This window comes from Metabacillus litoralis (genome assembly GCF_020524045.1).
Taxonomy (GTDB): Bacteria; Bacillota; Bacilli; order Bacillales; family Bacillaceae; genus Metabacillus; species Metabacillus litoralis_C.
Genome location: NZ_JAIVKL010000003.1, coordinates 261,686 through 286,629, shown reverse-complemented (window position 1 = coordinate 286,629; position 24,944 = coordinate 261,686). Strand labels below are relative to the sequence as shown.

The window sequence follows — 24,944 nt, the reverse complement described above, 5'->3', positions numbered from 1 at the left end:
ATATATTTATTTATGCACAAATAAAAGGGTTAGCTTTTCACTAACCCTTTTGATGTGTAATTTTTATGATGTTAATCGAATCGTTTCATTAACTTCTATGTGTTCGTCTAACATTCTTACAAATTTTCCTTCATTATATGGGTATCCAGCTTTTGAAATTTTTACTTTTACAATTTTACCAATCATTTCTTCATTTGCTGGAAATACTACTTTAAGGTAGTTGTCTGTATATCCCACATATAAATCTTCATTTGATTCTTTGTTGAACTTTTCTTCTGGAATAACTTCTAACACTTCATCTTCAAATTGTGAAGCATATTGCTTCGCTAATTGATCGGATAGCTCGATTAAGCGATGAACTCGGTTGTTTTTTACCTCTTCATCTACTTGATCATCCATTCTTGCTGCAGGTGTTCCTGTACGTTTTGAATATGGGAAAACATGAAGCTCAGAAAACTGATATTTTTTTATAAAATTAAAAGTTTCCATAAACTCTTCTTCTGTTTCTCCAGGGAATCCTACAATAACATCCGAAGTAATCGCTAAGCCAGGTAAAGCTTCTTTTAGACGATCTAATCTCTCTGCAAAGAATTCCATTGTGTATTTTCTGCGCATACGCTTCAAGACAGTGTCAGAACCAGATTGAATTGGAATGTGTAAATGTCTTACAACTTTATCTGATTTTTTCAGCACATCAATCACATCATCTGAGATTTGACTTGCTTCTATTGACGAAATACGAATTCTCTTCAAACCTTCTACCTGTTCATCAAGATCACGTAATAGCATCGCTAAATTATAATCCTTTAAGTCTTCACCATATCCGCCTGTGTGAATACCCGTTAAAACAATTTCCTTGTAACCAGCATTTACAAGCTGCTGTGCTTGTGCAACAACCTCTTTAGGATCTCGAGATCTCATTAAACCACGTGCCCAAGGAATAATACAAAAAGTACAGAAATTATTACAGCCTTCTTGGATCTTTAAAGAGGCTCTCGTACGGTCTGTAAATGATGGTACATCAAGCTCTTCATACACACGTGTTTTCATGATATTTCGAACACCATTAATTGGTTGACGCTCTTCTTTAAACTGTTCGATATACTCAAGCATTTTCGTACGGTCCTGTGTACCGACAACTATATCAACACCGGGAATAGCCATAATCTCTGCTGGAGAGGTTTGAGCATAACATCCTGTTACACAAATAACACCATCAGGATTTTTACGAATTGCTCGTCGAATAACCTGTCTACTTTTTTTATCTCCGGTATTTGTAACAGTACATGTATTAATTACATACACATCTGCAACTCGTTCATATTCAGTACGATCATATCCAGCATCTTTAAACAACTGCCAAATCGCTTCTGTTTCATAATGATTTACTTTACAACCTAATGTATGAAATGCAACTGTAGGCATTATACCTCACCTCAATAATTCGAAATAATAAGAAACCGCTGATAATAAATATAAAGGGGCAGTTTCTGTTCTTAATATTCTTGGACCAAAACTACATATATAAAAACCATGTTCTTCAAGTTTTTTTATTTCTTGCTCGGTTAATCCGCCTTCAGGTCCGAAAACGGCAAACAAGGAATCACCGTCTTTTAATTGATCAAATGCCTGAACTAAGTTTTTCTTTTCACCTTGTTTCGCAGATTCTTCATAAGCAACTATTTTCACATCATAATTACTTGCCTTCTTTAATAGTGAATCAAACGAGCTAGGTTCAGAAACGGTTGGAATCATATTTCGATAAGATTGCTCTGATGCTTCTTTCGCAATCTTCTCCCAACGTTCGACCTTTTTGCCTACCTTTTTAGCTTCTAGTTTTACAATTGAACGAGCAGCATTAAAAGGGATAAATGAAGAAGCACCTAACTCGGTGCCTTTCTGAATAATCCATTCAAGCTTATCCCCTTTAGGCAACCCGCTCGAAATGGTTATTGAAACAGGTAATTCACGATTCACTGTCATCCATTCTAATACAGAACAATTCACCTGGTCATTGGTAAATTCAACTATTTCACAAAGAGCCTCAACACCATCAGTTGTACAACAAACAATTTTGCTGCCAGGCTGCATACGCAAAACACGTGTGATATGATGAACATCATCACCTGTAATCATAATATTCGATTCTACATTTGCTTTTTCTTCACTGATAAAATACCTTTGCAAAGCAGCCACCTTAGTTCCTGGGGTCAGACCCCTTATTTATTTCTTTTTAGCAATAAATGCTACCCAGTCTTCCATGACCATTGTTTCTTCAATGATAAATCCAGCATTCACAAGTGCATCCTTCACTTCTTGTTTCTTGTTTTGTATGATACCAGATGTAATAAATGTTCCGTCTTTTTTTAATGCATCATATGCTTGATCGATAAAGCGAACAATAATTTCAGCAAGAATGTTAGACACAATAAGATCTACAGGACCTTTCACACCATCTAACAAATTATTTTGTGAAACTGAGACAATTTGTTGCACTTTATTTAATTTACAATTTAAACGGGCACTGTCAACTGCAACCTGATCTAAATCATAAGCTTCGATATGTTTAGCACCGAGTAATCCAGCTGCAATACTTAATACACCAGATCCAGTACCAACATCAATGACTGTATCATCTTTTTGAACAGTTCTCTCTAACGCCTGTATACATAAAACAGTTGTAGGATGTGTTCCAGTTCCAAATGCCATGCCTGGATCAAGCTCAATAATTAATTCATCAGAACTAACTGGTTCATATATTTCCCAAGTCGGCACAATTGTGAATTTTTCAGAAATTTTTACAGGGTGATAGTATTTTTTCCAGGCAGTTGCCCATTCTTCTTCATTCACTTCACTGATTGTAATATGATTTTTACCTAAATCAATATCATATACTAGCAGATTATTTATAGATGCTTTTATGCCATCAACTGTTTCTCCTAAAAAGCTGTTAACTGGTAAGTAGGCTTTAACAAGTACGCCCTCTTCAGGATAATCAGTTGGATTAAGTTGGTAGATTTCACCTAAGGCAGTGCTCCGTTCTTTTATTAAATCGGCAAGATCTTCAATAACAACGCCACTTGCTCCTGCCTCATGCAATATATTTGAAATGGGTTCTACTGCTTCTTGTGTTGTATGAATACTTAATTCTGACCACTTCATATCTACCAACTCCAATCCTTCTATCTTTCATTTGTCCATTAATAAAGAAAAATTATTCACCCTTAAAAGCACGCTTTACTTTATCAAAAAAGCTTTCTTCATGCTCATCAGGAGTATCTCCATTGATTTCTGCAAATTCTCTTAATAAATCTTTTTGTTTCTCTGTTAAATTTGTTGGCGTTAAGACACGTAAGATAACGTATTGATCACCTTGACCGTAACCTCTAACATTTGGCACACCTTTGTTTGTTAAGCGGAATTTCTTGCCTGTTTGTGTACCTGCAGGAACTTTTAGTTTTACTTTACCATGTAGTGTTGGTACTTCTATTTCATCACCAAGTGCAGCTTGAGCAAATGTTAATGGCATTTCACAATAAATGTCATCTCCATCTCTTTCAAAGAACTCATGCTCTCTTACATGGAATACTACGTAAAGATCTCCAGGAGGCCCCCCATTAACACCAGGTTCACCTTGTCCTGATACTCGTAATTGCTGACCATCATCTACACCTGCTGGGATTTTCACTGAAATTGTTTTACGTTTTTTCACTTTTCCAGTTCCACGGCAAGTTCCACATTTGTGTTTGATCATCTTACCAGTACCTTCACAATGGTGACACACTCGGCGATTGACAATACGTCCAAACGGACTATTTTGTTCAACACTTAATTGACCGCTTCCTCCACAGTGTGTACATGTTTCTGGCTTCGTTCCTTTTTGAGCCCCAGATCCATCACATGTTTCACAAGTTTCTTCACGAGGAATTTCAATCGTTGTATCTTTTCCAAATACCGCTTCTTCAAAATTTAATGTCATCGTGTATTGTAAATCCGCACCTTGTCGTGGTGCATTTGGATCTCGTCTTCTCGTGCCACCGCCAAAGATTGAGCTAAAAATATCTTCAAAGCCAAAGCCTTCGCCACCGAATCCAGCTCCACCACCAAAGCCTTGGTTAGGATCCGTATGTCCAAATTGATCATAATGAGATTTTTTTTGATCGTCGCTTAAAGTTTCATAAGCTTCTGTTATCTCTTTAAATTTGTCCACAGCATCTGCTTCTTTATTAATATCAGGATGATATTGTTTAGAAAGCTTTCGATATGCTTTTTTTATCTCATCTTTACCCGCGTTCTTACTTAACCCGAGGACTTCATAGTAATCACGCTTGCTCATAAATTCTCACTCCCGATTTTTCTCACATAAGGTAAATTGTATCACTCTAAAGGAAGGAAAAGCAACATATAGTTGTACTCCATGTTTAACGAATAACAAGTTTTCCTTTATCAAAAAAAGTCAAAGTCAAGACAAGCCTGACTTTGACTTTCACCTTACTGCGACTTATTTTTTGTCGTCATCTTTAACTTCTTCGAATTCAGCATCTACAACATCATCATCGTTGTTTTTTCCAGCTTCTCCACCTTGTTGTGCCTGAGCTTGCTGTGCTGCTTCTTCATAAAGCTTCATTGAAAGTTCTTGAACAATTGTTTGAAGCTCGTCTTTTTTCGCTTTGATTTCTTCTAATTCATTCTTTTCAATCGCAGCTTTTAAAGCGTCTTTAGCTTCGTTTGCTTTTGTTACTTGATCTTCGTCAACTTTACCTTCAAGATCTTTTAATGTTTTCTCAGTTTGGAAAACTAATTGATCTGCTTCATTGCGAAGCTCAACTTCTTCCTTACGTTGTTTATCAGCATCTGCATTTTCTTCCGCTTCTTTAACCATACGTTCGATTTCATCATCTGATAAACCAGTATTTGATTTGATTGTAATAGCTTGCTCTTTGTTTGTGCCTAAATCTTTTGCACGAACATTAACAATACCATTTTTATCAATATCAAATGATACTTCGATTTGAGGTACTCCACGTGGTGCTGGAGGAATATCAGTTAATTGGAAACGACCTAATGTTTTGTTATCTGCTGACATTGGGCGCTCACCTTGTAATACATGAATATCTACTGCTGTTTGGCTATCAGCTGCTGTAGAGAAAGTTTGTGATTTACTAGTTGGAATTGTTGTATTTCTTTCAATAAGCTTTGTAAATACTCCACCCATTGTTTCAATTCCTAAAGAAAGTGGTGTTACGTCAAGTAAAACAACGTCTTTTACATCACCAGTAATAACTCCACCTTGAATTGATGCACCAAGTGCAACAACTTCATCAGGATTTACACCTTTATGAGGCTCTTTGCCAAGTGCTTTTTTAATCGCTTCTTGTACAGCTGGGATACGTGTTGATCCCCCAACAAGGATTACTTTATCAATTTCATTAGCTGAAAGATCTGCATCACTAAGTGCTTGACGAACAGGTCCCATTGTTCTTTCAACTAAACCTGATGAAAGCTCATCAAACTTAGCACGAGAAAGGCTAACTTCTAAGTGAAGTGGTCCTGCTTCTCCAGCTGTAATGAATGGTAAAGAAATTTGAGTTGAAGTTACACCTGAAAGATCTTTTTTCGCTTTTTCAGCTGAATCTTTTAAACGTTGTAATGCCATTTTATCTTTAGAAAGATCGATGCCGTTTTCTTTTTTAAATTCAGCTACTAAATAATCAATAATAACTTGGTCAAAGTCATCTCCACCAAGACGATTATCACCAGCTGTTGAGCGTACTTCAAATACACCATCACCAAGTTCAAGTACTGATACGTCAAACGTACCGCCACCTAAATCATAAACTAGAATTGTTTGGTCTTCGTCTGTTTTATCTAAACCATATGCTAAAGCAGCTGCAGTTGGCTCATTTATAATACGCTCAACTTCTAAACCAGCAATCTTACCTGCATCTTTAGTTGCTTGACGCTCAGCATCATTAAAATATGCTGGAACTGTAATAACAGCTTTAGTTACAGGCTCACCTAAATACTCTTCTGCATAAGATTTTAAATGTTGAAGAATAATAGCTGAAATTTCTTGTGGTGTAAAGTTTTTGTCCTCTACCTCAACTTTAAAGTCAGTTCCCATATGACGTTTAACTGACATAATTGTATTTGGGTTAGTAATTGATTGACGTTTCGCTACTTCCCCCACTTGACGTTCGCCATTTTTGAAAGCAACAACAGAAGGAGTTGTACGATTACCTTCTGGATTTGGGATCACCTTTGGTTCTCCGCCTTCTAATACTGCGACACATGAGTTTGTTGTACCTAAGTCGATACCGATAATTTTACTCATAATATAGAACCTCCTAATATGTAAGATTATTTTTATTGATTGACTTTCACCATTGCAGGTCGAATAACTCGATCCTTTAATTTATATCCTTTTTGAAGCTCTTCAACAACAGTATTTGAATCAAAATTTTCATCCTCTACTTGCATGACTGCTTGATGTAGATGTGGATCAAACTCTTCTCCTACTGATTTAATTGTTTCAACACCTTCATTTTGTAAAGCTTGAATTAATTGATTATAAACCATATTCATACCTTGTAGCAGCGATTTAGTTTGTTCATTAGCTGCTTCTATTTGTAACGCTCTATCAAAACTATCTAGAGCAGGTAAGATTTCAGATACTAAGCTTTGTGCGCGGTATTTTTGAGCAGCTTCTTGATCTAAGCGACTACGTCTTTTAAAATTGTCGAAGTCCGCTTGAGCACGAAGCATTTTATTTTCAGTTTCGTCCAGCTTTGCTTGAAGCTCTGCAATTTTAGCTGTTGATTCATCAACTTCTTCTGACGTCTCTTCAACGACAACATCATCTGCGTCTACTATTTCAACCTCAGCTTCTGACATTTCACTTTCAACTGCTTCTTCTTGTTCTGCAACGTTTTTCTCATTTGACACGATATTCACCTCCCTTAAAGTAAAATTCATTTATCAAAATGATGTTTTTTATCATTTAAGCACGGCAATCGGATGGAGTAATCTCTACCCCATCCACTACAATATAGCCAAGCTTATGATTCATGATACAAATCAGTTAACGTTTTGGACAAATCATTTGTCATTCTCGTTAATAAACTTACTACTCGTGAATACTCCATTCTTGTTGGACCTAGCACTGCAATTGTACCTAATTTCTGAGCACCTAACGAATACGTCGCAGTAATTAGGCTACAATTCTCCATTGCCATATTATCATTTTCTTTACCGATTTTAATAGAGATTCCTGCGTGACTCGTTTTTAATAGCCCATAAAGCTCTTCTTCATGCTCAATCATCGTTAATAAAGAACGAATTCTGCCGATATCAGCAAACTCTGGCTGACTAAGCATATTTGTCTTTCCACCAAAATATATCTTTTCACTAGCATCCATCGTCAATGAGCCAGCCATCATTTTAAGAAGAATATCATAGTTTTCAATATGATCTTTTAATACAGTTACAACTTCTTTATAAATTTTATCCTGTAAATCAACCAATGGAACTCCAGATAATCTCTCATTTAAAATGTTAACCATTTTCTCAATTTCACTTGGATCAAGTGCACCAGGAAAGGTAATTGTTCTATTTTCAACATGTCCTGTATTCGTAACAATAATAGCTACTGCTGTTTCATAATTAATCGGTACAATTTGAATTCGTTTCAACCGATTCTCATTAACCTTAGGACCTAAAACAATTGACGTATAGTTTGTCATATCTGACAAAATCTGTGCAGATTTTTGAACAACTTTTTCTAATTCGAAAATTTTCTCAGCATAAATTGACTTAATTTGTGAAACCTCTGTTTTTGTCAATCGCTGTGGAGCTAGCAGATGATCTACATAATATCTATACCCTTTTTCTGACGGCACACGTCCAGAAGAGCTATGGGTTTTTTCAATAAATCCTAAATCCTCTAGATCAGCCATATCATTTCTAATTGTAGCGGAACTAAACGTAATTTCGTCTTTTTTCGCTAATGTTCGAGATCCAACTGGCTGTGCAGAATGAATAAAATCATCAATAATTACTTGAAGTATCAATAATTGGCGATCTGTAAGCAACTATTCATCACCTCTGTTAGCACTCTACCATTGTGAGTGCTAAATATATATAAAAAGTTATCAAAATCAAATTAAAATGTCAATTATAATCTCTTTATGAAAGGCTCTTTTCTAAAAAGATTTTTCAAATTGACGTCTTTACCTGTTAGAACCAGTATTTTATCGCATAAGAAGTGCGATCTATAGAAGAAAAGATGCCACTAGACTTAATTCAATGCTGATTGCTTCAGGTATATAAAAGCAACAAAGTTTGCGAAAACAGCCAACAACAAAGTTTAAGAAAGGAGAAATTCTTGAAACACTTCATTTCCTAAGAGCTTTCCTTTATGTGTAAGCTTGATAACCTCAGGTTCATCTTTTATTAATCCCATTTCAGTAAGCTTCTTTATTTTGCCACTAAACTTTTGGTCTAATTCAATAGCAAATTTTTCATAAAATCTTTTTTTATTAACTCCTGCAGTTTTACGTAAACCTAAAAACATTTCCTCTTCCATCTGTTCATTCACACTTACTATATGTTCACTATTGTAAGCATTACCCTTTTCCTTGATACTATCTATATATTTTTTCACAGGTCCAATATTTGATGTTCTTACACCATCAACATATCCATGAGCACCTGCTCCAAAGCCGTAATATTCAACATTATTCCAATAAGTAAGATTATGAAAGCTTTCAAAACCAGGGATCGCATAGTTACTTATTTCATATTGTGCATAACCATGCTTTTCCATCTCTTCGATCGCTATTTCATACATTTGTGCTTCCTGCTCTTGAGGAGGCAATGACAATCTTCCTTTTTGCATAAGATTATAAAAAACTGTCTTTGGTTCAATAATCAATGAATAAGCAGAAAAGTGTTTTACGTTCAGGCTAAAGCCAATTTCTAATGATTCTGTAAAATCCTCCACTGTTTGTCCTGGGAGTCCATACATTAAGTCAATACTCATGTTATCGAACCCTATTTGCTGTGCTTCATTAATCGTACGGAACACATCTTCTCTTCTATGAACTCGTCCAATTTTGTTTAATAGCTCATCATTAAAGCTTTGAACACCAATACTTAAACGATTGACGCCAGCATTTTTCAATACATGTAGCTTCTCGTTTGTTAGCTCTCCAGGATTTGCTTCTACTGCAAATTCAATTAGTTCATTTGTTGGAAGAAGCTCTGTTGTTATACCTTCTAATAACCGATCAAGTTGTTTAGCTGTTAAGGCAGTAGGTGTACCTCCACCAATAAATATTGTCTTTATCATATTCTGTTTTCTTTGAGCTGTCGCATGGCGCATCTCACTTATAAGCATTTCAATATATTCGTCTACAGGCTGTTGTTTAAAAAACACTTTATTAAAGTCACAATAATGACAAATATGATGACAAAAAGGGATGTGAATGTATGCTGACTGAATCATATTTTCACCTTCTAATTAATAAGCCGCAGACTAGGGCTGCGGCTATCAGATTTCTTTGCAGATGCAAATTATATCATGTTGTGTAGTACAAATTAAGAAATCAGCTTTCATCCATGCGAAGTACTGCCATAAATGCTTCCTGTGGCACTTCTACAGATCCAACCATCTTCATTCGTTTTTTACCTTCTTTTTGTTTCTCAAGCAATTTACGTTTACGTGAAATATCTCCACCATAACATTTTGCAAGTACGTTCTTACGCATAGCTTTAATTGTAGATCTAGCAACAACTTTTTGTCCGATTGTCGCTTGAATCGGTACCTCAAATTGCTGACGAGGAATTAATTCTTTTAATTTTTCAACAATGATTTTACCTCTGTCGTAAGCTGAATCACGATGCACAATGAATGATAATGCATCAATTTTTTCAGCATTTAAAAGAATATCCATCTTCACTAAAGTAGATGTTTTATATCCGATCAATTCATAATCGAATGATGCATATCCTTTAGTACTTGATTTCAACTGGTCAAAGAAGTCATAAACAATTTCTGATAAAGGAATTTCATAATTAATGTTGACACGAATCTCGTCCAAATATTGCATATCAATGAAATTTCCACGTTTTTTCTGACAAAGCTCCATTACCGCACCAACATAATCATTTGGAACCATAATTGCTGCTTTTACATAAGGCTCTTCAATACGATCAATTTTTTGTGGATCAGGCATATTTGAAGGATTATCAATACGCAATGATTCACCATCTGTAAGGTGAACATCATAGATAACACTTGGAGCCGTTGTGATTAAATCAATTTTAAATTCGCGTTCAATACGCTCTTGAATAATTTCCATGTGAAGCAATCCTAAGAAACCACAACGGAAACCAAAACCTAATGCTTGTGAAGTCTCAGGCTCAAACTGAAGTGAAGAGTCGTTTAACTCAAGCTTTTCTAACGCTTCACGTAAATCATTATATTTTGATGTATCAATTGGATATAAACCACAGAAAACCATAGGATTTAGTTTACGATAACCTGGTAGCGCTTCTGTAGCTCCATTTTTAGCAGTCGTAATTGTATCTCCAACACGCGTATCTCCAACATTTTTAATGGCTGCACTTAAAAATCCAACATCACCAACATTTAATTCTTTCAGTTGAACTGGTTTAGGCGTAAAAACTCCTAATTCTGTTACTTCAAATTCTTTACCAGTTGCCATCATTTTGATTTTTTGCCCAACCTTTACAGTTCCTTCAACAACTCTGATGTACGCAACTACACCTCGATAGGCATCATATAAAGAGTCGAAAATAAGTGCTTTTAGTGGACCTTCTGGATCTCCTTCTGGCGCAGGAACTTTTTCGACAACTTGTTCCAGTATTTCTTCAATACCAATACCAGCTTTTGCAGATGCTAATACAGCTTCAGAAGCATCTAGACCAATCACGTCTTCAATTTCTGTTCGAACACGCTCAGGTTCAGCACTTGGTAAATCAATTTTATTAATAACAGGTAAAATTTCTAATTCATTATCGAGAGCTAAATACACATTTGCAAGAGTTTGAGCTTCAATACCTTGCGCAGCATCAACAACCAACACAGCACCTTCACAAGCAGCTAAACTACGTGACACTTCATAGGTAAAATCAACATGTCCTGGTGTATCTATAAGATGGAATGTATAGTCTTCTCCATCTTTTGCTCTATATTTTAACTGCACAGCATTTAATTTGATCGTAATTCCTCGTTCTCTCTCTAAATCCATAGAGTCCAATAATTGATTCTTCATCTCACGTTGAGTTAAAGCAGATGTTTTTTCTAAAATACGATCTGCTAAAGTCGATTTGCCGTGATCAATATGGGCAATAATCGAAAAATTACGGATTCTCGACTGCCTTATTAATTTTTCGTCTTTATTCATATTATTTCTTCACTCCTACATAGCTTACGAATACACTATTTCTCATTATATCAATAGGTATAGCAAGATTCAATGGATAAAAATTAAGTAGTCAATGGGCAATAATTAATAGTTCATAAAACTGTAGTCTACTTTCATAAACTTGTCGCTCTATGTCAAGCATGGCACATTATAGAATTTTGCTACATAACTACTCATTTTTTTCACCCGTGTTTTCATACTTCTGCTACAACAAAACAACTTTTATACACTTTTAGTCTCTCTCATTGTTAAGTAATAGCTGTTTTCGCAAGCTTTGTTGCTTTTCAATACCCGAAGTAATCGGCAATGTATTAAGTCTAGTGGCATCTTTACTTCATAAAATAGTATCCTTATACGGAAAAACACTGGGTCACTCCAAATCTTGGTTACATACAACAATTGTTCAGAAAAGAGCTTAAGTAATATACTTCTAATAAACAAAAAACTGATAGACTGGATTAGATCACTAACCCTTCCTATCAGCTCTTATATTATTCCAAAAATCCATTTACCCATTGTGCAAATAAATCGACTAGTGAAGAAATTCCATGACTTACAACATCAGCAAACTGTTTTCCAATATGAGAGAAAAAATTAAATGCTTCAATTTGTTCAAGTTGTTCTTGTTTTTGTTGAAGATCTTGACTAGTCACTTCATTACCAAGAATTGAAGCATCAAACTCTCCAGTCTCCTCACTATCAACTTGGAATGCTCCTTGAAAATCCGGGTCATTGTACCCCTTCATTTTTATCATGCCTTGATTTGCTTGCTGCATGCCTATTAGAACTCCAAAAAGAAGCACTGAACAAAGAATAAACGTCTTGAGCATAAATTTTATCATCTTGCTTCCCTCACAATGTTCTTACTTTTTTTCCTGAGATGATTCTGCGTTCACTTTTTCTGCTTGCCAGTAGAATTCACTAAACACATCGGACACAGCTGTGACTGAATTCTTCAATTCATCTAAGTTGTTATCAACACCACCGAACTCTAATAGCAAAGCATTACTTGATAAGTCTTGATTGTAAACTCCATTAACTCCTTTACCAGCTTGTTCAAAGATTCCTCTACTTAAACCAGGATACTTTTTCTCTAGTAAAGCATGAAGTTCTTTTGCGATCTTTTCATTTTTTTCAGCTGTTGGATTATCTCCACCGATGACAAAAGCAATTTTTGCATAGGTCTTATCACCGATTTTAATAGTGGTTATATCTTTTCTTTGCGAGTCTCGATGAATATCTATGAGATATCTTAATTCCTGATTACTTGCCATTGCTTCCTGTACAACAGTCCTTGAAGCAGTATAAGATTTTGCATAATTCCAACCTTTTTGTTTTAAATTAGCTTGAACATCTTTTTCTTCCACTTGTGATCCTATTCCTTGTTCTTGAAGTGCTTTACCTAATAATTCACTAACTAAGGTGACATTCGCATTTGAATGGATTGCCCGATTAGGATCTTTTTCTCCTTCTAATAAAGGAAGATATGATTCGGTATTGTGCGTGTTATAAATATAAACAACCTTTTTATCACCTGTTGTTAACGCAGGTGGTGCTTTAGGTTCTTCATCAGATGGATTAACAACATCATTCTTATCGATTGATGCTTCTCTTTCTTGCTCTAGCACCTCAGTTGGTGGTGGTGATTCATATGGCATATTAGTATAGTTTGTCCCATCCCCAGCAACAACAATTTCACTATCAAACAATGAGAATCCCGGAAGTTCACGACCTAATAGACTTCGTGGATCATCAGGATTAATACTCGTCGCTACTGTAAACATGAGAGACGATAATTTAATTGGTTCAGCTTGTTCAGGTAGCGCTGATGTAAAATAGCGGTTTTCAGCACCTAATAACTGCAAAAACGATTCTCCGTCAATATTTGTTGTTAAATCATTTATAGACGAAGATGTTAATCTATATTCTGGTTTTAATGATGTAAGTATTCCAGACAGTAAAAACGTCATAAATAGTATGATGAAGCTAACAAGAAACCCCTTTTTTATGCTTGTCCCATTTAGTGTTACGACCATATTATTTCGGCTAGTATGAGCGCGCTTCATTACAGTAATCCTCCTTATACTTGTCTATAAAGATTGTATGACTAAGCATAAGGAAGTAGAACTTTGTTTTCGCTTGTATTTTTGTACTTTGTTGTTAAAGATTATTTGCTCTTAACTAGCCTAAATTCCAATATGATCTTCAAGACGTTTTTTTCTGTTAAAACCATTGGTTTGTCGCTTATAAGGTGTGAACTGATACCACTAGAATTTATACAAAACAGCCTTTTTTAAAAGATCTTTAAAATTAGAGACTGTTTAATGCGTATATGCCCCAGAATTATCTTGATCGACTTGTTGATGAAGAGCAGCATTTAAGCCGCTAGCAATAACATTTGCCATATCATCAATAAATGTATCAACTTCTTTAGGTGTAACCATTAAATTATGTCCTAATGGTGACAAGACTTCATGAATTAATTTTCGTTTTTCTTCATCCTCAAGTCCTCCAACAATACCTAAAAATTGTTGACGGTGTTCTTCACTAGGTAAATCCTCATCTGTTAAGACTCTGCGCTCTCCAAAGCTCATACCAGCTGGCGTTAAAGATCTTGAAGGCCTGTCACCCTCATTCATTTCTCTACCAAAATGTTTTAATATATAGTCGATTGTATCACTGGTAATTGATACAGCATCAACTACAGTAGGGATTCCAATGGCAATGACAGGAATACCATAAGTTTCTTGACTTAATGCCTTCCTTTTATTACCGACTCCAGATCCAGGATGAATACCCGTATCTGAAATTTGAATAGTTGTATTCACACGTTCAATTGAACGCGCAGCAAGCGCATCAATTGCAATTACAAAATCTGGTTTAGACTGTTCGATCACTCCAGAAATAATATCGCTTGTTTCAATCCCAGTTAATCCCATAACACCAGGAGCTAAGGCACTAACAGGTCTGAATCCTTCTTGTACATTTTCTGGTTGCAGTTTAAAAAGATGTCTTGTGATTAACAAGTTCTCAACCGCTAAAGGGCCTAATGCATCAGGAGTCACATTCCAATTCCCTAATCCAACAACTAAACAACTAGCATCTTTAGGTATCCCTAAATCTGATAGAAAATGATTAAATTGCTTTGAAAAGACATCAATCACCTTTTCTTGTAACTCTGTATCTTTCTGTCTAATTCCTTGTACTTCAAGTGTTAAATATTTACCAGGCTTTTTTCCAACAACAGTTGAGCCTTCGTCATCAATCTCAATTGAAGAGATACTAATACCCTCTTCATCCCATTCCTTTATGACAACTCCAGATATATGACTTTGATCTGCAGTATCCTTACGATCTTTCTCTGTTTGTTCAAGCGCCATTGCCCTTGCTTCAACAGCCAAGTCTGTTCGAACAGAATATGAACTTAAGTCTAGAGACTTTCCCATTAAAATACCTCCCCAAATAGTTCCTTGTATGTATGTTTGCCATAACTGTTAGGAAACATTCCCATTTTGAAAGATTTCAGTAGGAAAACGACATTTCAATTTTTTCATTAGTAATTTTATTTTAAGGAGGTTTACACACTCTAAATTATCCCCAGAGGACGCAAGCACCTGTAGCGAATATCTACCAAACGCTATACTCATTAATCAGCAACAATATTTACCATAACAGCCTAAAGAAAAAATAAAGGGTTTCAACGCAATTTCCTTTACATTAGTATTGCAATATAAACGTCTGTTTGGTAAAATATCTTTTGTTCATGTAAAGGTAATGGTCGAGTAAAATAGATCTCGATTTACTTCTTAGGAGGTGAAAGATATGCCAAATATTAAATCTGCAATCAAACGCGTAAAAACTAGCAATGAGCGTAATGCACATAACTCAACAATCAAATCTGCTATGCGTACTGCTATTAAAAAAGTAGATGCATTAGTTTTAAATAACGAAGCTGATAACGCAAAAGCTGCACTTGTTGAAGCTAACAAACGAATTGATAAAGCTGCACAAAGTGGATTAGTTCACAAAAACACTGCTGCTCGTTACAAATCACGTTTAGCTAAAAGTGTTAACGGATTAACTGCGTAATGATAAGGAGGACAAACTTTTCGTTTTTCCTTTCTTATACAAAAAAAAACGATCCCGCATAGGATCGTTTTTTATTTTGCCTTTTTTTAATCTTTGGTGCTAGTTTTTTTATATGGAGCTTTAGGTAAAGTGTGTTGTTCATTAGTAGTTTATTTTACCAAGCTCTTTTCATCAAATAACTTTAACAAAAAAAGTTCCAATAAAAGCTGCTTGTCTTTTTTACCTGTTTTCATCTCATAATCAGCTTCTGCAAGCTGAATTAAAAGATAAGCTAATTCATCTGACGAAAATAATCTTGCTTGTTGTAAAGCAAGTTTCACTCGAAATGGATGTACTTTTACTGTATTAGCTATCTGCTGCTGTCCATATCCTGTACTAGCTAATTCCTTCACATGTAAAATCAATCTAAATTGAGTCACTAACAACGAAAGAATTTTAATCGGCTCTTCATTATTTTTAAGTAAATCATAAAATATCTGTAAAGCTTGTTTACTACGTTTATGTATAACATGTTCAATTAAATCAAAGATGTTTTGCTCTAATGTTCTTGCCACTAATAACTTAACCGTTTCAGAAGTGATCGTCCCATTTTCTCCAACATATGTACTAAGCTTGTTTAATTCTTGATGTATTGTCATTAAATCTCCAGCAGTTAACATAAGTAATTCTTCCATCGCATCTTTTTGGAGAGTCACATTGTCTTGTTCTGCTAAATTCATCATCCAATTTTTAGTATCACTTTCAGATAATGAGTTCATTTCAATTACTTTCGTTTGTTTTTTTAATAACTTTGTTACTTTTTTGCGCTCGTCTAACTTTTCATATGGTGCCATAAATACAAGAACTGTATAAGGAGCCGGAGAATTTATGTATTGTTCTAATTTTTCAATTTTGTGTTCTACTTTTTCTTTCTTTTTTTCACTTGTTAAAAAAACAGGGTTTTTAATTATAACAACTCGTCTTTCCCCCATAAAAGGTAATGTTTCTGCATCTTCAATGGCTGTTTCTATTGATGTTTCCTCCATATCGTAGATGGACAAATTAAAATCCATTTCTTCTTCAAGAACTCCAGCTTGAATGATATGTTGAACAGTTTCCTGCATCAAAAATGCTTCTTTACCGATTAACAGATAAGCTGGTGCTAAGTTTTTTTTCTTAATATCTTTCCATATATCAAAAATCACATTATCTTACTCCCATCATTGTTCACATAAAGTAATGGTAAAATGAAAATAGATGTTTGGCAAGTACCTACCTGAATACATATGAATAAGATCACGCAAGGAGGTAGCCTCTCCACTAAAACTATGTATATTACTTGAAAAAGGGAATGGACCAATTGATCCAATTCCCTCTTATCTATGTGAACGCTTCGTCTTTAGATCCTAGGTATCTAAATAGAAACGATACTACAAGTTCATCTTATTTTGGCCAATCTTAACGTAATTATAGATCATCAATTATAGTAAAGATGGAAATAATAGCCTGACTGACAAAAAGAAGTATAATCCTACAGTAGATTTTTTAAAATTAATCGCTTATACTAAGTATGATATAGGAGGGGTAACAGTGAACGAATTTGAAAAAAACGTCCAAAGTAAACGTAATGACGCTGTTGATTCTGGAGTAGGTTTTGTTGCTTCGTTTGGATTCTTCGCGACAATTTTTATCATTGCGACTGTTATTAAATTAATCGGTTCTTAATTCTCGTGTACTCTTACATAGAGGCTGCTAATACGCAGTCTCTTTTTCATTTTTTCATTTCTTTTACTTCATCGTATGGCGGATGCTTTAAAAAGGTTCCACTTTTTCCTTTATATTGATATAAAATAGCTCCCTGTAGATCTGTTCTTAATATACGGATATTTCTTCGAAGAAGCTTATCGACAACTTCAGGATGAGGATGTTGATATCGATTATTCAATCCCGCTGATACAATCGCGTAAGATGGTTTGATTATATCAAGCAATAATTCAGATGTAGACCCTTTACTACCATGATGACCTACCTTAAGTACGTCTACTTTTAAAGCAGGATATGATTTAATCAACTGTTGTTCACTATTTATCTCTGCATCACCAGTAAATAACCAGCTCAATCCTCCCATTTTAGTCCATAACACAAGAGAATCATCATTTTTACTTTCTGAAAGTGTTTTTGGTGCTATTACACGAAAAGTAATATCTTTGTATCGCAATTGATCACCATCTTTAACCTCTTTTATGCCAATCCCTTTTTTTGTGGCTGCTTTAATGATTCTGTCTTCAAGTTCTCCTCTATTAAATCCAATTGGAATAATAATCTGTTCAATACGTATTTCCTCCATTAGTGTTAAAACTTCACCAATATGATCAAAATCACCATGTGTTAAAAATAAACCATTTAGCTTTGTCACTCCGATTGATTTTAAATATGGAACCGTCACAGACTTAACAATTGAATAAGAACGTTTTGATTCTTCCCAAGCTTCCTTTGGAAATGATACTTTTCCACCAGTATCAATTAAAAAAGTTCCATTATTATGAGGTTGTTGGATAAAAATTGAATCTCCCTGTCCCACATCAATGGTTAATACCTGACCATAGGGATTTATCATTTGAGCAAATTTCTGGAACATAAATAGGCATAAAATAAGACTAATTGGCCACAAGATCTTTTTCACAGTATTCGTTCTTTCATAGATGATAAATAATAGTAATAATAAAACCACATATAAAATTAGAAAGACACTTGAGGGTTTTCCAGTTGTAATTGTAAAAAATGGAATTGAGGATGTGAAAAGAACAAGCTGATGTGATAACTCAAGGAGAGATGAAATTAATTTCACAAAGATAAATCCAACGAAGGGTAGAGACACAACAACAGTTGAAATGATGGCTAGAGGCAAAATGATAAAAGAGTAAAACGGAACAAAAATGATATTCATCGGCAAACTAATAAGCGAAAATTCATAAAAATGATACAGCAACAAAGGAATCGCACAAACCTGAGCTAAAAGGGAAACTATAGTTAACTTAGCAAGCCAACTAGAAAAAAAGTGCAAAATTTTTGAAGAAAGTAATAAACCAAAGCTTACTACATACGATAACTGAAATCCTACCTGAAATAAATAATAGGGATTTATTAGTAACAAGCATAAAAAAGTGAAACTTATCACATCTAGAGGCGATACTTTTTGTTTAAAAAGCTGCAATACAAAATATAAAATCACCATAAAAGAAGCTCTTATAACGGATGGAGCTCCACCAGTAACGATCATGTAAATTGGTAAGCATATAATAATGAACAACTTTGCTTTTTCATGAGTTACACCAAAATAAAGCAATAGGAAATAAACACCACCTACCAACAGACCCACATGCAATCCAGAAATTGCTAATAGATGAACGATTCCAAGTTCTTGATAAGCTTTTTCAATATCCTCTTGAAGAAGATTTCTTTCCCCAAAGATAAGAGCCTGTACAACACCTACCGTGGTTGCTGGGAAGTTATTTTCAATGACACTTAAACCAAATAATCTTAAATTTAATAACTTGTTCATCACCCCACCATTTTTAGCGTAGCATCTTTCAATTTCTTTCACACTAAACTTCCAATGAATATGATGATCATGTAAGTATTGTTTATAATTAAAGGCATTTGGCAGCGTTGGTAATTTCGGACTCTGTAATTCTCCTTTAAATATACAGCTATCACCAGGTTTCAAGTTTGCATATAACTGTTTTTCTTTCTTTGAATCTAGGATATAAGAAAAAACTAATTTTTCTCCTTCTTCATTTTTTATTTTTCCAGTTAAAAAATTCCCATCGATTTTTGGGATTGTTATAATTTCTAATGCGGCAATATAATCACCTTCTTGTAAGGAAGATTTGTTTTCCATTTCAGTTAGATAAAAAACTACAACATAAGTTACAATGGTTATTAAACAAAACAAAAAGAGCTGAAATCTATTTTTAAAAAGAAGGAAACTGAGGTAAATAAAAGTAGAGAGAATAGTGAGAGGATGGAAATGAAATCGACTTAAAGTGATGGCTAAACTAGCAGCTATAGCCAAAAATAATAACTTTCCTTTTATAAACAAACACCTCTTTCCCCTTAAATATGACGTTAATTAGTTAAAGGACTGGCATTTACTACCAGCCCTATATTTTCTAGCGAAATAATGTATCTGCTTTATCTTGTAACGTACGAATTTCTTCTTCCGTCATATTAGATTGAGCTAGTTTATTTAATATACTAGTAACAAACTCTTGTTTTTCTTGTGTATGTTGATCAGGATATTCCTTTTCTAACTTAACATGTTCTACCTTCACTCCAGCTTGAGCAAAAAGTTCTATGGCATAGGGATGATTTTTGTAGTCAACAGCATAATAAACTGTTTTTATCCCACTTTGTATAAGAGCTTTACAACATTGTAAACATGGAAAATGAGTTACATATATTTCTGCTCCTTCAGTTGGTACACCAAATTTTGCACACTGAAGTATAGCGTTCATTTCTGCATGTATTGTTCTAACACAATGATTGTCAATTACATAACAACCTTCATCAGAGCAATGAACACCACCTGCAATTGAACCATTGTAACCACCTGCAATAATGCGCTTATCTCTTACAATGGTTGCTCCTACTGCTAATCTTGTACAAGTACTTCTTAAAGCCAATAAATGGCTTTGTGTCATATAATATTGATTCCAAGAAATTCGACTCACAAAATACTCCTCCACTCGACATATTTCTATTTCAAGTTTATCGGGAATTCTTGTCCTACGTCAATTTATTATTTTTGAAATTTCAAAGAGAAAATCTCCATTTTATAAATTAGAACTTGTTAAACTTTGATGCTAATTAACTACTAATTTTCGGTAAGAGCTAACTTAGTATTTTTACACTTTTTTGACAAAGCAATTGAAATGCTTACTTTACAACAATATTTTCTTTAATTTTCTCAAAAGATTTTTCACCAATTCCAGTTACTTCTAATAAATCTTCAGGTTTTTGGAACAACCCATTTTCCTCTCTATATGAAATAATTGCTTCTGCTTTTGCTGGACCAACTCCGTTTAACATTTGAAGCTCATCGATTTCTGCTGTATTAATATTTATCTTTTTAGTGGTAGCATCATTTTGTTGTCCACTTTCTGTTGCAAGGAAAGGGTTTTCCTCGGTTTCTCCTTTTCTTGGGATATATAAAACCATACCATCTTGCAAAGGTGCGGCTAAATTAATGGCAAGTTCATCTGCATCACCATTTAAACCTCCAGCTTTTTCTATAAGTTGATGAGCTCTTGCATCTTCCTCCATATTGTACACACCTGGTTTTGTGATCGCTCCTTTAATATCAACAACAATAATTGTTGTTGTCTGCCCTGTTACTTCATCTCCAACATTTTTTTGATTATCATTTTGTTCAAGAAAAATATCATTTTCAGATTCTTCTTGAATCACTTCTATATCTGAAGAATTTCTCGAGAAATAGGAATAACAAAATACAATCAAAATGAATAAACTAATCATCATTATTAACCATCTCTTGTTTTTTTGAATAAAGTTCATTTCTTCGTCTCCTTTTTAATTTTATTCATAAAAAGTAAAATACCAACATATCGTGTATGAGAGAATTGCATATTAAGGAGGGGATATACTTGAACGTTGGATTTATTGGAACAGGTAACATGGGGAGAATTTTAATCGAATCCTTTATTGAATCGGGAGCTATTAAACCTTCTTTTATTTATATGACAAATAGAACAATAGCTAAAGCCGCCGACATTAAGGAGCTATACCCACATGTTAATGTAGTAGACAATGCTAAGGATGTTGTAAAGCGGTCTGATATCGTGTTTATTTGCGTGAAACCATTAGATATTCACCCCCTTTTAAAAAACCTAGAAAACTTGTTATCACCAAATAAATGCATTATTTCCATAACAAGTCCTATCAGTGTTGATCAGTTAGAATCGCTTGTAAAGTGCCAGGTAGCTAGAGCTATTCCTAGTATTACGAACAGAGCATTTTCTGGAGTTTCATTAATTACTTATGGAGATTCATGTCATAAAGAAACACAATGTGCAATCGAAGAAATGTTTGAACAGATATCTAACCCAGTTCAAATCGAGGATAACGTGACAAGAGTTTCATCAGATATTGTTAGCTGTGGACCTGCTTTTTTTAGTTACTTACTTCAACAGTTTGTTGATAGTGCTGTAGCTGAGACAGAGATTACTAAAGATCAAGCAGTTTTATTAGCAAGTGAGATGATTGTTGGTATGGGAAAATTACTTGAAACAGAAATCTATACACTACCAACTTTACAAGAGAAAGTATGTGTTAAAGGTGGAGTAACTGGTAAAGGAATTAATGTTCTAGAAAATGAAATCGGAGACATGTTTAACAAAGTATTCCAAGTCACTCACGAAAAGTATTACGAAGATATTGAGGAAGTTTCAGAACAGTTTAATCACATAACAAATAAATAATTCTTCTTGTTTAGAGAAATTCCTTCTTTTTTTAAAAGACTGTTTTTTAAAAAATTGTTGTTTTGACATTCTTGAAGGAAACAGAATCGTATAAAGTCTAGTGATATCTTTTTCTTCGATAAAATACTGGGTTTATCAGATAAGTTCATCCATAGCAACTACCTTACAGAAAAGAACCTTAAAAAGGTAGCGTCAAAGCTGACAGTTGATTTAGGCTCTGTTTGATTAAAATTCTGATCTTTAGGGATAATTCCCAGTGAAAGAGGTATTAGGCTTGTCTTGAGCTTGTAAGACGCCTCAAACTATCTAAGAAATGCAATTGGTTAGAGAATGGACCAACAGTAGGAGAATAAAAAGAGCTTGGGACATAAGTATTTAAGCTAATGAAAAACCCGAATTATTAGGTGATATGTCAATTAAACATTCGCCTAATAGTTCGGGTTTTATTCTTGATTTTTTATACTATTTTAAGGAACTAGAGTGGAATGTAGCGGAAGACACTCGACTCCTACGGGAATTGAGGAAAGGCTGAGACCCCACAGACGCTTGCGTCGAGGAGGCTCAGCTTCCTCCCCGTGGAAAGCGAGTGTCTGCAGCGCAATGGAACGAACTTGTTTCTTTCAGCTTAACTGAATTTAGATTTATTCGTCTTTTTGTATACTTCTTTAATTATGTCCCAGCCTCTTTCTTGCTATAAAAAATATCCGCTCAGCAGTTGTTGTTGGTTTTTCTTGCAGTTGAAAATCACCACATATATCAATAATTTCAAAAGAAGCAGATTGTAATAATTCTCTATATTCCTCGACTTCAAATGTTCGTTGGAAATGCAATTCGTCATAACGTTCATAAAGCTCACCCTGTTGTTTTACAAAAAACGTAAGATCATGCTCTATACTGTTTTGTTCTTCACCCAGGTATGAACTCCAAATAAAACTCACATCTTCATCTTGATCTGCAAATGTAGAATCAGCAAAAACATGATGGATTTTATAAAGAGAATGCACATCAAAGATAAATAAACCACCTGCATTCAATTGGTTATGAACAGCTTGAAACGTTGCCTTCACGTCGTTTTTTGTTTCTAAATAGTTTAAAGAATCACAACATATTGTAATTGCATCAAATTGTTCAGTGAAGCCTGAAAGTTCGCGCATATCCTGCTGTAAAAAAAGAATATTCACTTTATGAAGTTCAGCTTTCGCTTGAGCTACAGTGAGCATATCCTCACTTAAGTCTACTCCAGTTACATTCAACTGTTTTTTAGCCAAGCGAGTAGCTATTTCACCTGTTCCACAACCAACATCTAATACATTTTTCGTATTAGGTTGATGCTTAGAAAAAACGTCTAAAATTAATTCTGCCCATTGATCATATGGCGCATCTTTCATAAGCTGATCATAGATATAGGCGAATCCTTGGTAAATCATTGATTTAGTTCACTCACTAAGTCCTCAGTTGGCGCATCTCCCCATAGTCGTTCAAGGTTATAATAACCTCTTTCATCCTTATGAAATACATGTGCAACTACATCTCCAAGGTCAATTAAAATCCAGCGAGCTTCATCAAAGCCTTCTAAGCGCTTCACAAAGATACCTTCTTCTGCTGCTTGCTCTTTAATTTCTCTTGCAATTGCTTGAACTTGTTTATCTGAATTACCGTGACAAATTAGGAAATAATCAGCGATTAATGAAATCCCCTTCATGTTAAGTGCAATAATATCCTCTGCACGCTTGCTATCTGCTGCTTTTGCTACTGTAGTTAAAATGTCTCTTTCAGTCATTAAATAGTTCTTCCTCCTTCTAATACTAACCAATTATAAGTTTGAATCGTGTCTGGATAAACAGCTTGATTTTTCTTCAGTAAAAACATAATCGTATTTTGTAATGATTTTATTAAAGCTTTGTCTATGTTTATCTCTGCCAGTTCTCTTACTTCATCAACACCTGGAAAATGTCTACCCGGCTCTATATAGTCTGCCACATAAATAATCTTTTCAAGTAATGACATATATGGCCGACCTGATGTATGAAATTTAATTGCATCTAAAATGGCATGATCTTTTATTCCTACTTCTTTCTCAACTAAAAATGCTCCAACAGGCGCATGCCACAATTCACTATTATACTCTAAAAGAAGAGGAGAAAACTTTTGTTCTGAAATTATTTGTTTCATCTCTTCTTTAGACCGGAATTTTGCATAATCATGAAATATTGCAGAAAGTTCTGCTTTCTCTACATTTTCATTATATTTTTCAGCTAAATAAGTGGCCGTTTCCATTACTCCTATTGTATGAACATACCTGTGTTCAGTTAACTGCTTTTCCACTATTTTTAATGCTTTATCTCGTTCCATATAAATGATTCCCCTCTATATATCTTTTCACATCTTCTGGTAAAAGATAAGCAGTACTTTCATTGTTATTTAAACGATCCCTTAGCATTGTAGAAGAAACATCGAACAACGGGATCTCAATTTCTGTTACTGGATAGTTCGATTCTGTCCTATATCCATGTCTTTTAACACCAATAAACGAAACAAATTTAATCATTTCATCAATTTTATACCATTTAGGTAGATATTCGATCATGTCAGCTCCAATGATGAAATGAAAGGAATAACTTGGGAACTGTTCACGTAATAAGTGTATTGTATCATATGTATAGGAAGGACCTTCACGCTCTAATTCTATTGTATTTATCTTAAACTTTTTATTATCTTTTATAGCAAGTTTAAGCATGTTAAGGCGATGCTTACTTTCTGTAAAATGATTACTTTGCTTATGAGGTGGGATTTGATTAGGAATAAACCAGACTTCTGCTAAATGCAAGTTGTGAAGTATTTCATTTGCAATTAAAAGATGTCCAAAATGAGGAGGATCAAATGTACCGCCTAAAATCCCAATTTTTTTCGTCATTCCCTTCCCCTC

At 34.5% G+C, this 24,944-nt stretch carries 23 protein-coding genes; 3 read left to right on the top strand and 20 right to left on the bottom strand.

Translation table 11 applies throughout. The features are described from left to right. Positions 1 to 63: 63 nt before the first annotated feature. The 12 genes from mtaB to gpr form a co-directional block, all read right to left on the bottom strand. The gene (gene mtaB / locus LC076_RS07535) at positions 64 to 1,425 is read right to left on the bottom strand and encodes a tRNA (N(6)-L-threonylcarbamoyladenosine(37)-C(2))-methylthiotransferase MtaB (RefSeq protein ID WP_226667351.1); all 1,362 of its coding nucleotides are present in this window, start codon (positions 1,423 to 1,425) and stop codon (positions 64 to 66) included. Between the two features lie 6 nt (positions 1,426 to 1,431). Then, the gene (locus tag LC076_RS07530; protein WP_226667349.1) at positions 1,432 to 2,187 is read right to left on the bottom strand and encodes a 16S rRNA (uracil(1498)-N(3))-methyltransferase; all 756 of its coding nucleotides are present in this window, start codon (positions 2,185 to 2,187) and stop codon (positions 1,432 to 1,434) included. 36 nt (positions 2,188 to 2,223) lie between these two features. After that, positions 2,224 to 3,162 carry a 50S ribosomal protein L11 methyltransferase gene (gene prmA, locus LC076_RS07525; RefSeq protein ID WP_226667348.1) on the bottom strand — a complete coding sequence of 313 codons (939 nt, stop codon included), beginning with the start codon at positions 3,160 to 3,162 and terminating at the stop codon, positions 2,224 to 2,226. A gap of 52 nt (positions 3,163 to 3,214) precedes the next feature. After that, positions 3,215 to 4,336, bottom strand: coding sequence for a molecular chaperone DnaJ (dnaJ, locus tag LC076_RS07520; protein ID WP_226667344.1), 1,122 nt, complete (start codon positions 4,334 to 4,336; stop codon positions 3,215 to 3,217). 165 nt (positions 4,337 to 4,501) lie between these two features. Further along, positions 4,502 to 6,334 (bottom strand): molecular chaperone DnaK, encoded by a 1,833-nt coding sequence (dnaK, locus tag LC076_RS07515; RefSeq protein ID WP_226667343.1) that lies wholly within the window; start codon positions 6,332 to 6,334, stop codon positions 4,502 to 4,504. A gap of 32 nt (positions 6,335 to 6,366) precedes the next feature. After that, positions 6,367 to 6,975, bottom strand: coding sequence for a nucleotide exchange factor GrpE (gene grpE, locus LC076_RS07510; protein WP_226667342.1), 609 nt, complete (start codon positions 6,973 to 6,975; stop codon positions 6,367 to 6,369). Positions 6,976 to 7,058: 83 nt separating this feature from the next. Further along, positions 7,059 to 8,090, bottom strand: a complete 1,032-nt coding sequence (hrcA, locus tag LC076_RS07505; protein ID WP_226667340.1) for a heat-inducible transcriptional repressor HrcA — start codon at positions 8,088 to 8,090, stop codon at positions 7,059 to 7,061. A 275-nt stretch (positions 8,091 to 8,365) separates the two neighbouring features. Continuing rightward, positions 8,366 to 9,502 carry a radical SAM family heme chaperone HemW gene (gene hemW / locus LC076_RS07500; protein WP_226667426.1) on the bottom strand — a complete coding sequence of 379 codons (1,137 nt, stop codon included), beginning with the start codon at positions 9,500 to 9,502 and terminating at the stop codon, positions 8,366 to 8,368. Positions 9,503 to 9,605: 103 nt separating this feature from the next. After that, complete coding sequence (gene lepA / locus LC076_RS07495) at positions 9,606 to 11,429, bottom strand: translation elongation factor 4 (protein ID WP_226667339.1); 1,824 nt, start codon at positions 11,427 to 11,429, stop codon at positions 9,606 to 9,608. A 512-nt stretch (positions 11,430 to 11,941) separates the two neighbouring features. Next, the gene (locus LC076_RS07490; RefSeq protein WP_226667336.1) at positions 11,942 to 12,292 is read right to left on the bottom strand and encodes a YqxA family protein; all 351 of its coding nucleotides are present in this window, start codon (positions 12,290 to 12,292) and stop codon (positions 11,942 to 11,944) included. 21 nt (positions 12,293 to 12,313) lie between these two features. Further along, entirely contained in the window at positions 12,314 to 13,516 is a 1,203-nt protein-coding gene (spoIIP, locus tag LC076_RS07485) for a stage II sporulation protein P (protein ID WP_226667335.1), read from the bottom strand. A gap of 255 nt (positions 13,517 to 13,771) precedes the next feature. Further along, positions 13,772 to 14,896, bottom strand: coding sequence for a GPR endopeptidase (gpr, locus tag LC076_RS07480; RefSeq protein ID WP_226667333.1), 1,125 nt, complete (start codon positions 14,894 to 14,896; stop codon positions 13,772 to 13,774). Between the two features lie 376 nt (positions 14,897 to 15,272). On the opposite strand from gpr, the gene rpsT reads away from it, so the two are divergent. Beyond that, a complete protein-coding gene (gene rpsT, locus LC076_RS07475; protein ID WP_226667332.1) occupies positions 15,273 to 15,539 on the top strand; it encodes a 30S ribosomal protein S20 in 267 nt (88 codons plus the stop codon). 149 nt (positions 15,540 to 15,688) lie between these two features. Here the strand turns inward: rpsT and holA are convergent, their stop codons facing one another. Beyond that, positions 15,689 to 16,723: a DNA polymerase III subunit delta gene (gene holA / locus LC076_RS07470; RefSeq protein WP_226667331.1), complete on the bottom strand. Its 1,035-nt coding sequence runs from the start codon at positions 16,721 to 16,723 to the stop codon at positions 15,689 to 15,691. Positions 16,724 to 17,108: 385 nt separating this feature from the next. Between holA and LC076_RS07465 the strand changes: the two genes are divergently transcribed. Beyond that, positions 17,109 to 17,243 carry a YqzM family protein gene (locus LC076_RS07465; protein ID WP_072579108.1) on the top strand — a complete coding sequence of 45 codons (135 nt, stop codon included), beginning with the start codon at positions 17,109 to 17,111 and terminating at the stop codon, positions 17,241 to 17,243. Between the two features lie 46 nt (positions 17,244 to 17,289). On the opposite strand, the gene LC076_RS07460 is transcribed toward LC076_RS07465, so the two are convergent. The 3 genes from LC076_RS07460 to LC076_RS07450 form a co-directional block, all read right to left on the bottom strand. Beyond that, complete coding sequence (locus tag LC076_RS07460; protein WP_226667330.1) at positions 17,290 to 19,620, bottom strand: DNA internalization-related competence protein ComEC/Rec2; 2,331 nt, start codon at positions 19,618 to 19,620, stop codon at positions 17,290 to 17,292. Between the two features lie 70 nt (positions 19,621 to 19,690). Further along, entirely contained in the window at positions 19,691 to 20,251 is a 561-nt protein-coding gene (locus LC076_RS07455; protein ID WP_226667328.1) for a ComE operon protein 2, read from the bottom strand. Positions 20,252 to 20,456: 205 nt separating this feature from the next. Continuing rightward, positions 20,457 to 21,095: a helix-hairpin-helix domain-containing protein gene (locus tag LC076_RS07450; protein ID WP_226667326.1), complete on the bottom strand. Its 639-nt coding sequence runs from the start codon at positions 21,093 to 21,095 to the stop codon at positions 20,457 to 20,459. 89 nt (positions 21,096 to 21,184) lie between these two features. Between LC076_RS07450 and comER the strand changes: the two genes are divergently transcribed. After that, entirely contained in the window at positions 21,185 to 22,018 is an 834-nt protein-coding gene (gene comER / locus LC076_RS07445) for a late competence protein ComER (protein WP_226667325.1), read from the top strand. A gap of 665 nt (positions 22,019 to 22,683) precedes the next feature. Here the strand turns inward: comER and LC076_RS07440 are convergent. Genes LC076_RS07440 through LC076_RS07425 form a run of 4 tightly spaced genes read right to left on the bottom strand, consistent with a single transcriptional unit; the run spans position 22,684 to position 24,932 of the window. Further along, on the bottom strand, positions 22,684 to 23,445 hold the full coding sequence (locus tag LC076_RS07440) for a class I SAM-dependent DNA methyltransferase (RefSeq protein ID WP_226667324.1): 762 nt from the start codon (positions 23,443 to 23,445) through the stop codon (positions 22,684 to 22,686). After that, a complete protein-coding gene (gene rsfS, locus LC076_RS07435) occupies positions 23,442 to 23,798 on the bottom strand; it encodes a ribosome silencing factor (protein ID WP_226667323.1) in 357 nt (118 codons plus the stop codon). The genes LC076_RS07440 and rsfS overlap by 4 nt, the downstream gene beginning before the upstream one ends. Then, the gene (gene yqeK, locus LC076_RS07430; protein WP_226667321.1) at positions 23,798 to 24,370 is read right to left on the bottom strand and encodes a bis(5'-nucleosyl)-tetraphosphatase (symmetrical) YqeK; all 573 of its coding nucleotides are present in this window, start codon (positions 24,368 to 24,370) and stop codon (positions 23,798 to 23,800) included. The genes rsfS and yqeK overlap by 1 nt, the downstream gene beginning before the upstream one ends. After that, complete coding sequence (locus LC076_RS07425; RefSeq protein WP_226667320.1) at positions 24,357 to 24,932, bottom strand: nicotinate-nucleotide adenylyltransferase; 576 nt, start codon at positions 24,930 to 24,932, stop codon at positions 24,357 to 24,359. Before LC076_RS07425 ends, yqeK begins: the two co-directional genes overlap by 14 nt. Positions 24,933 to 24,944 lie beyond the last annotated feature (12 nt).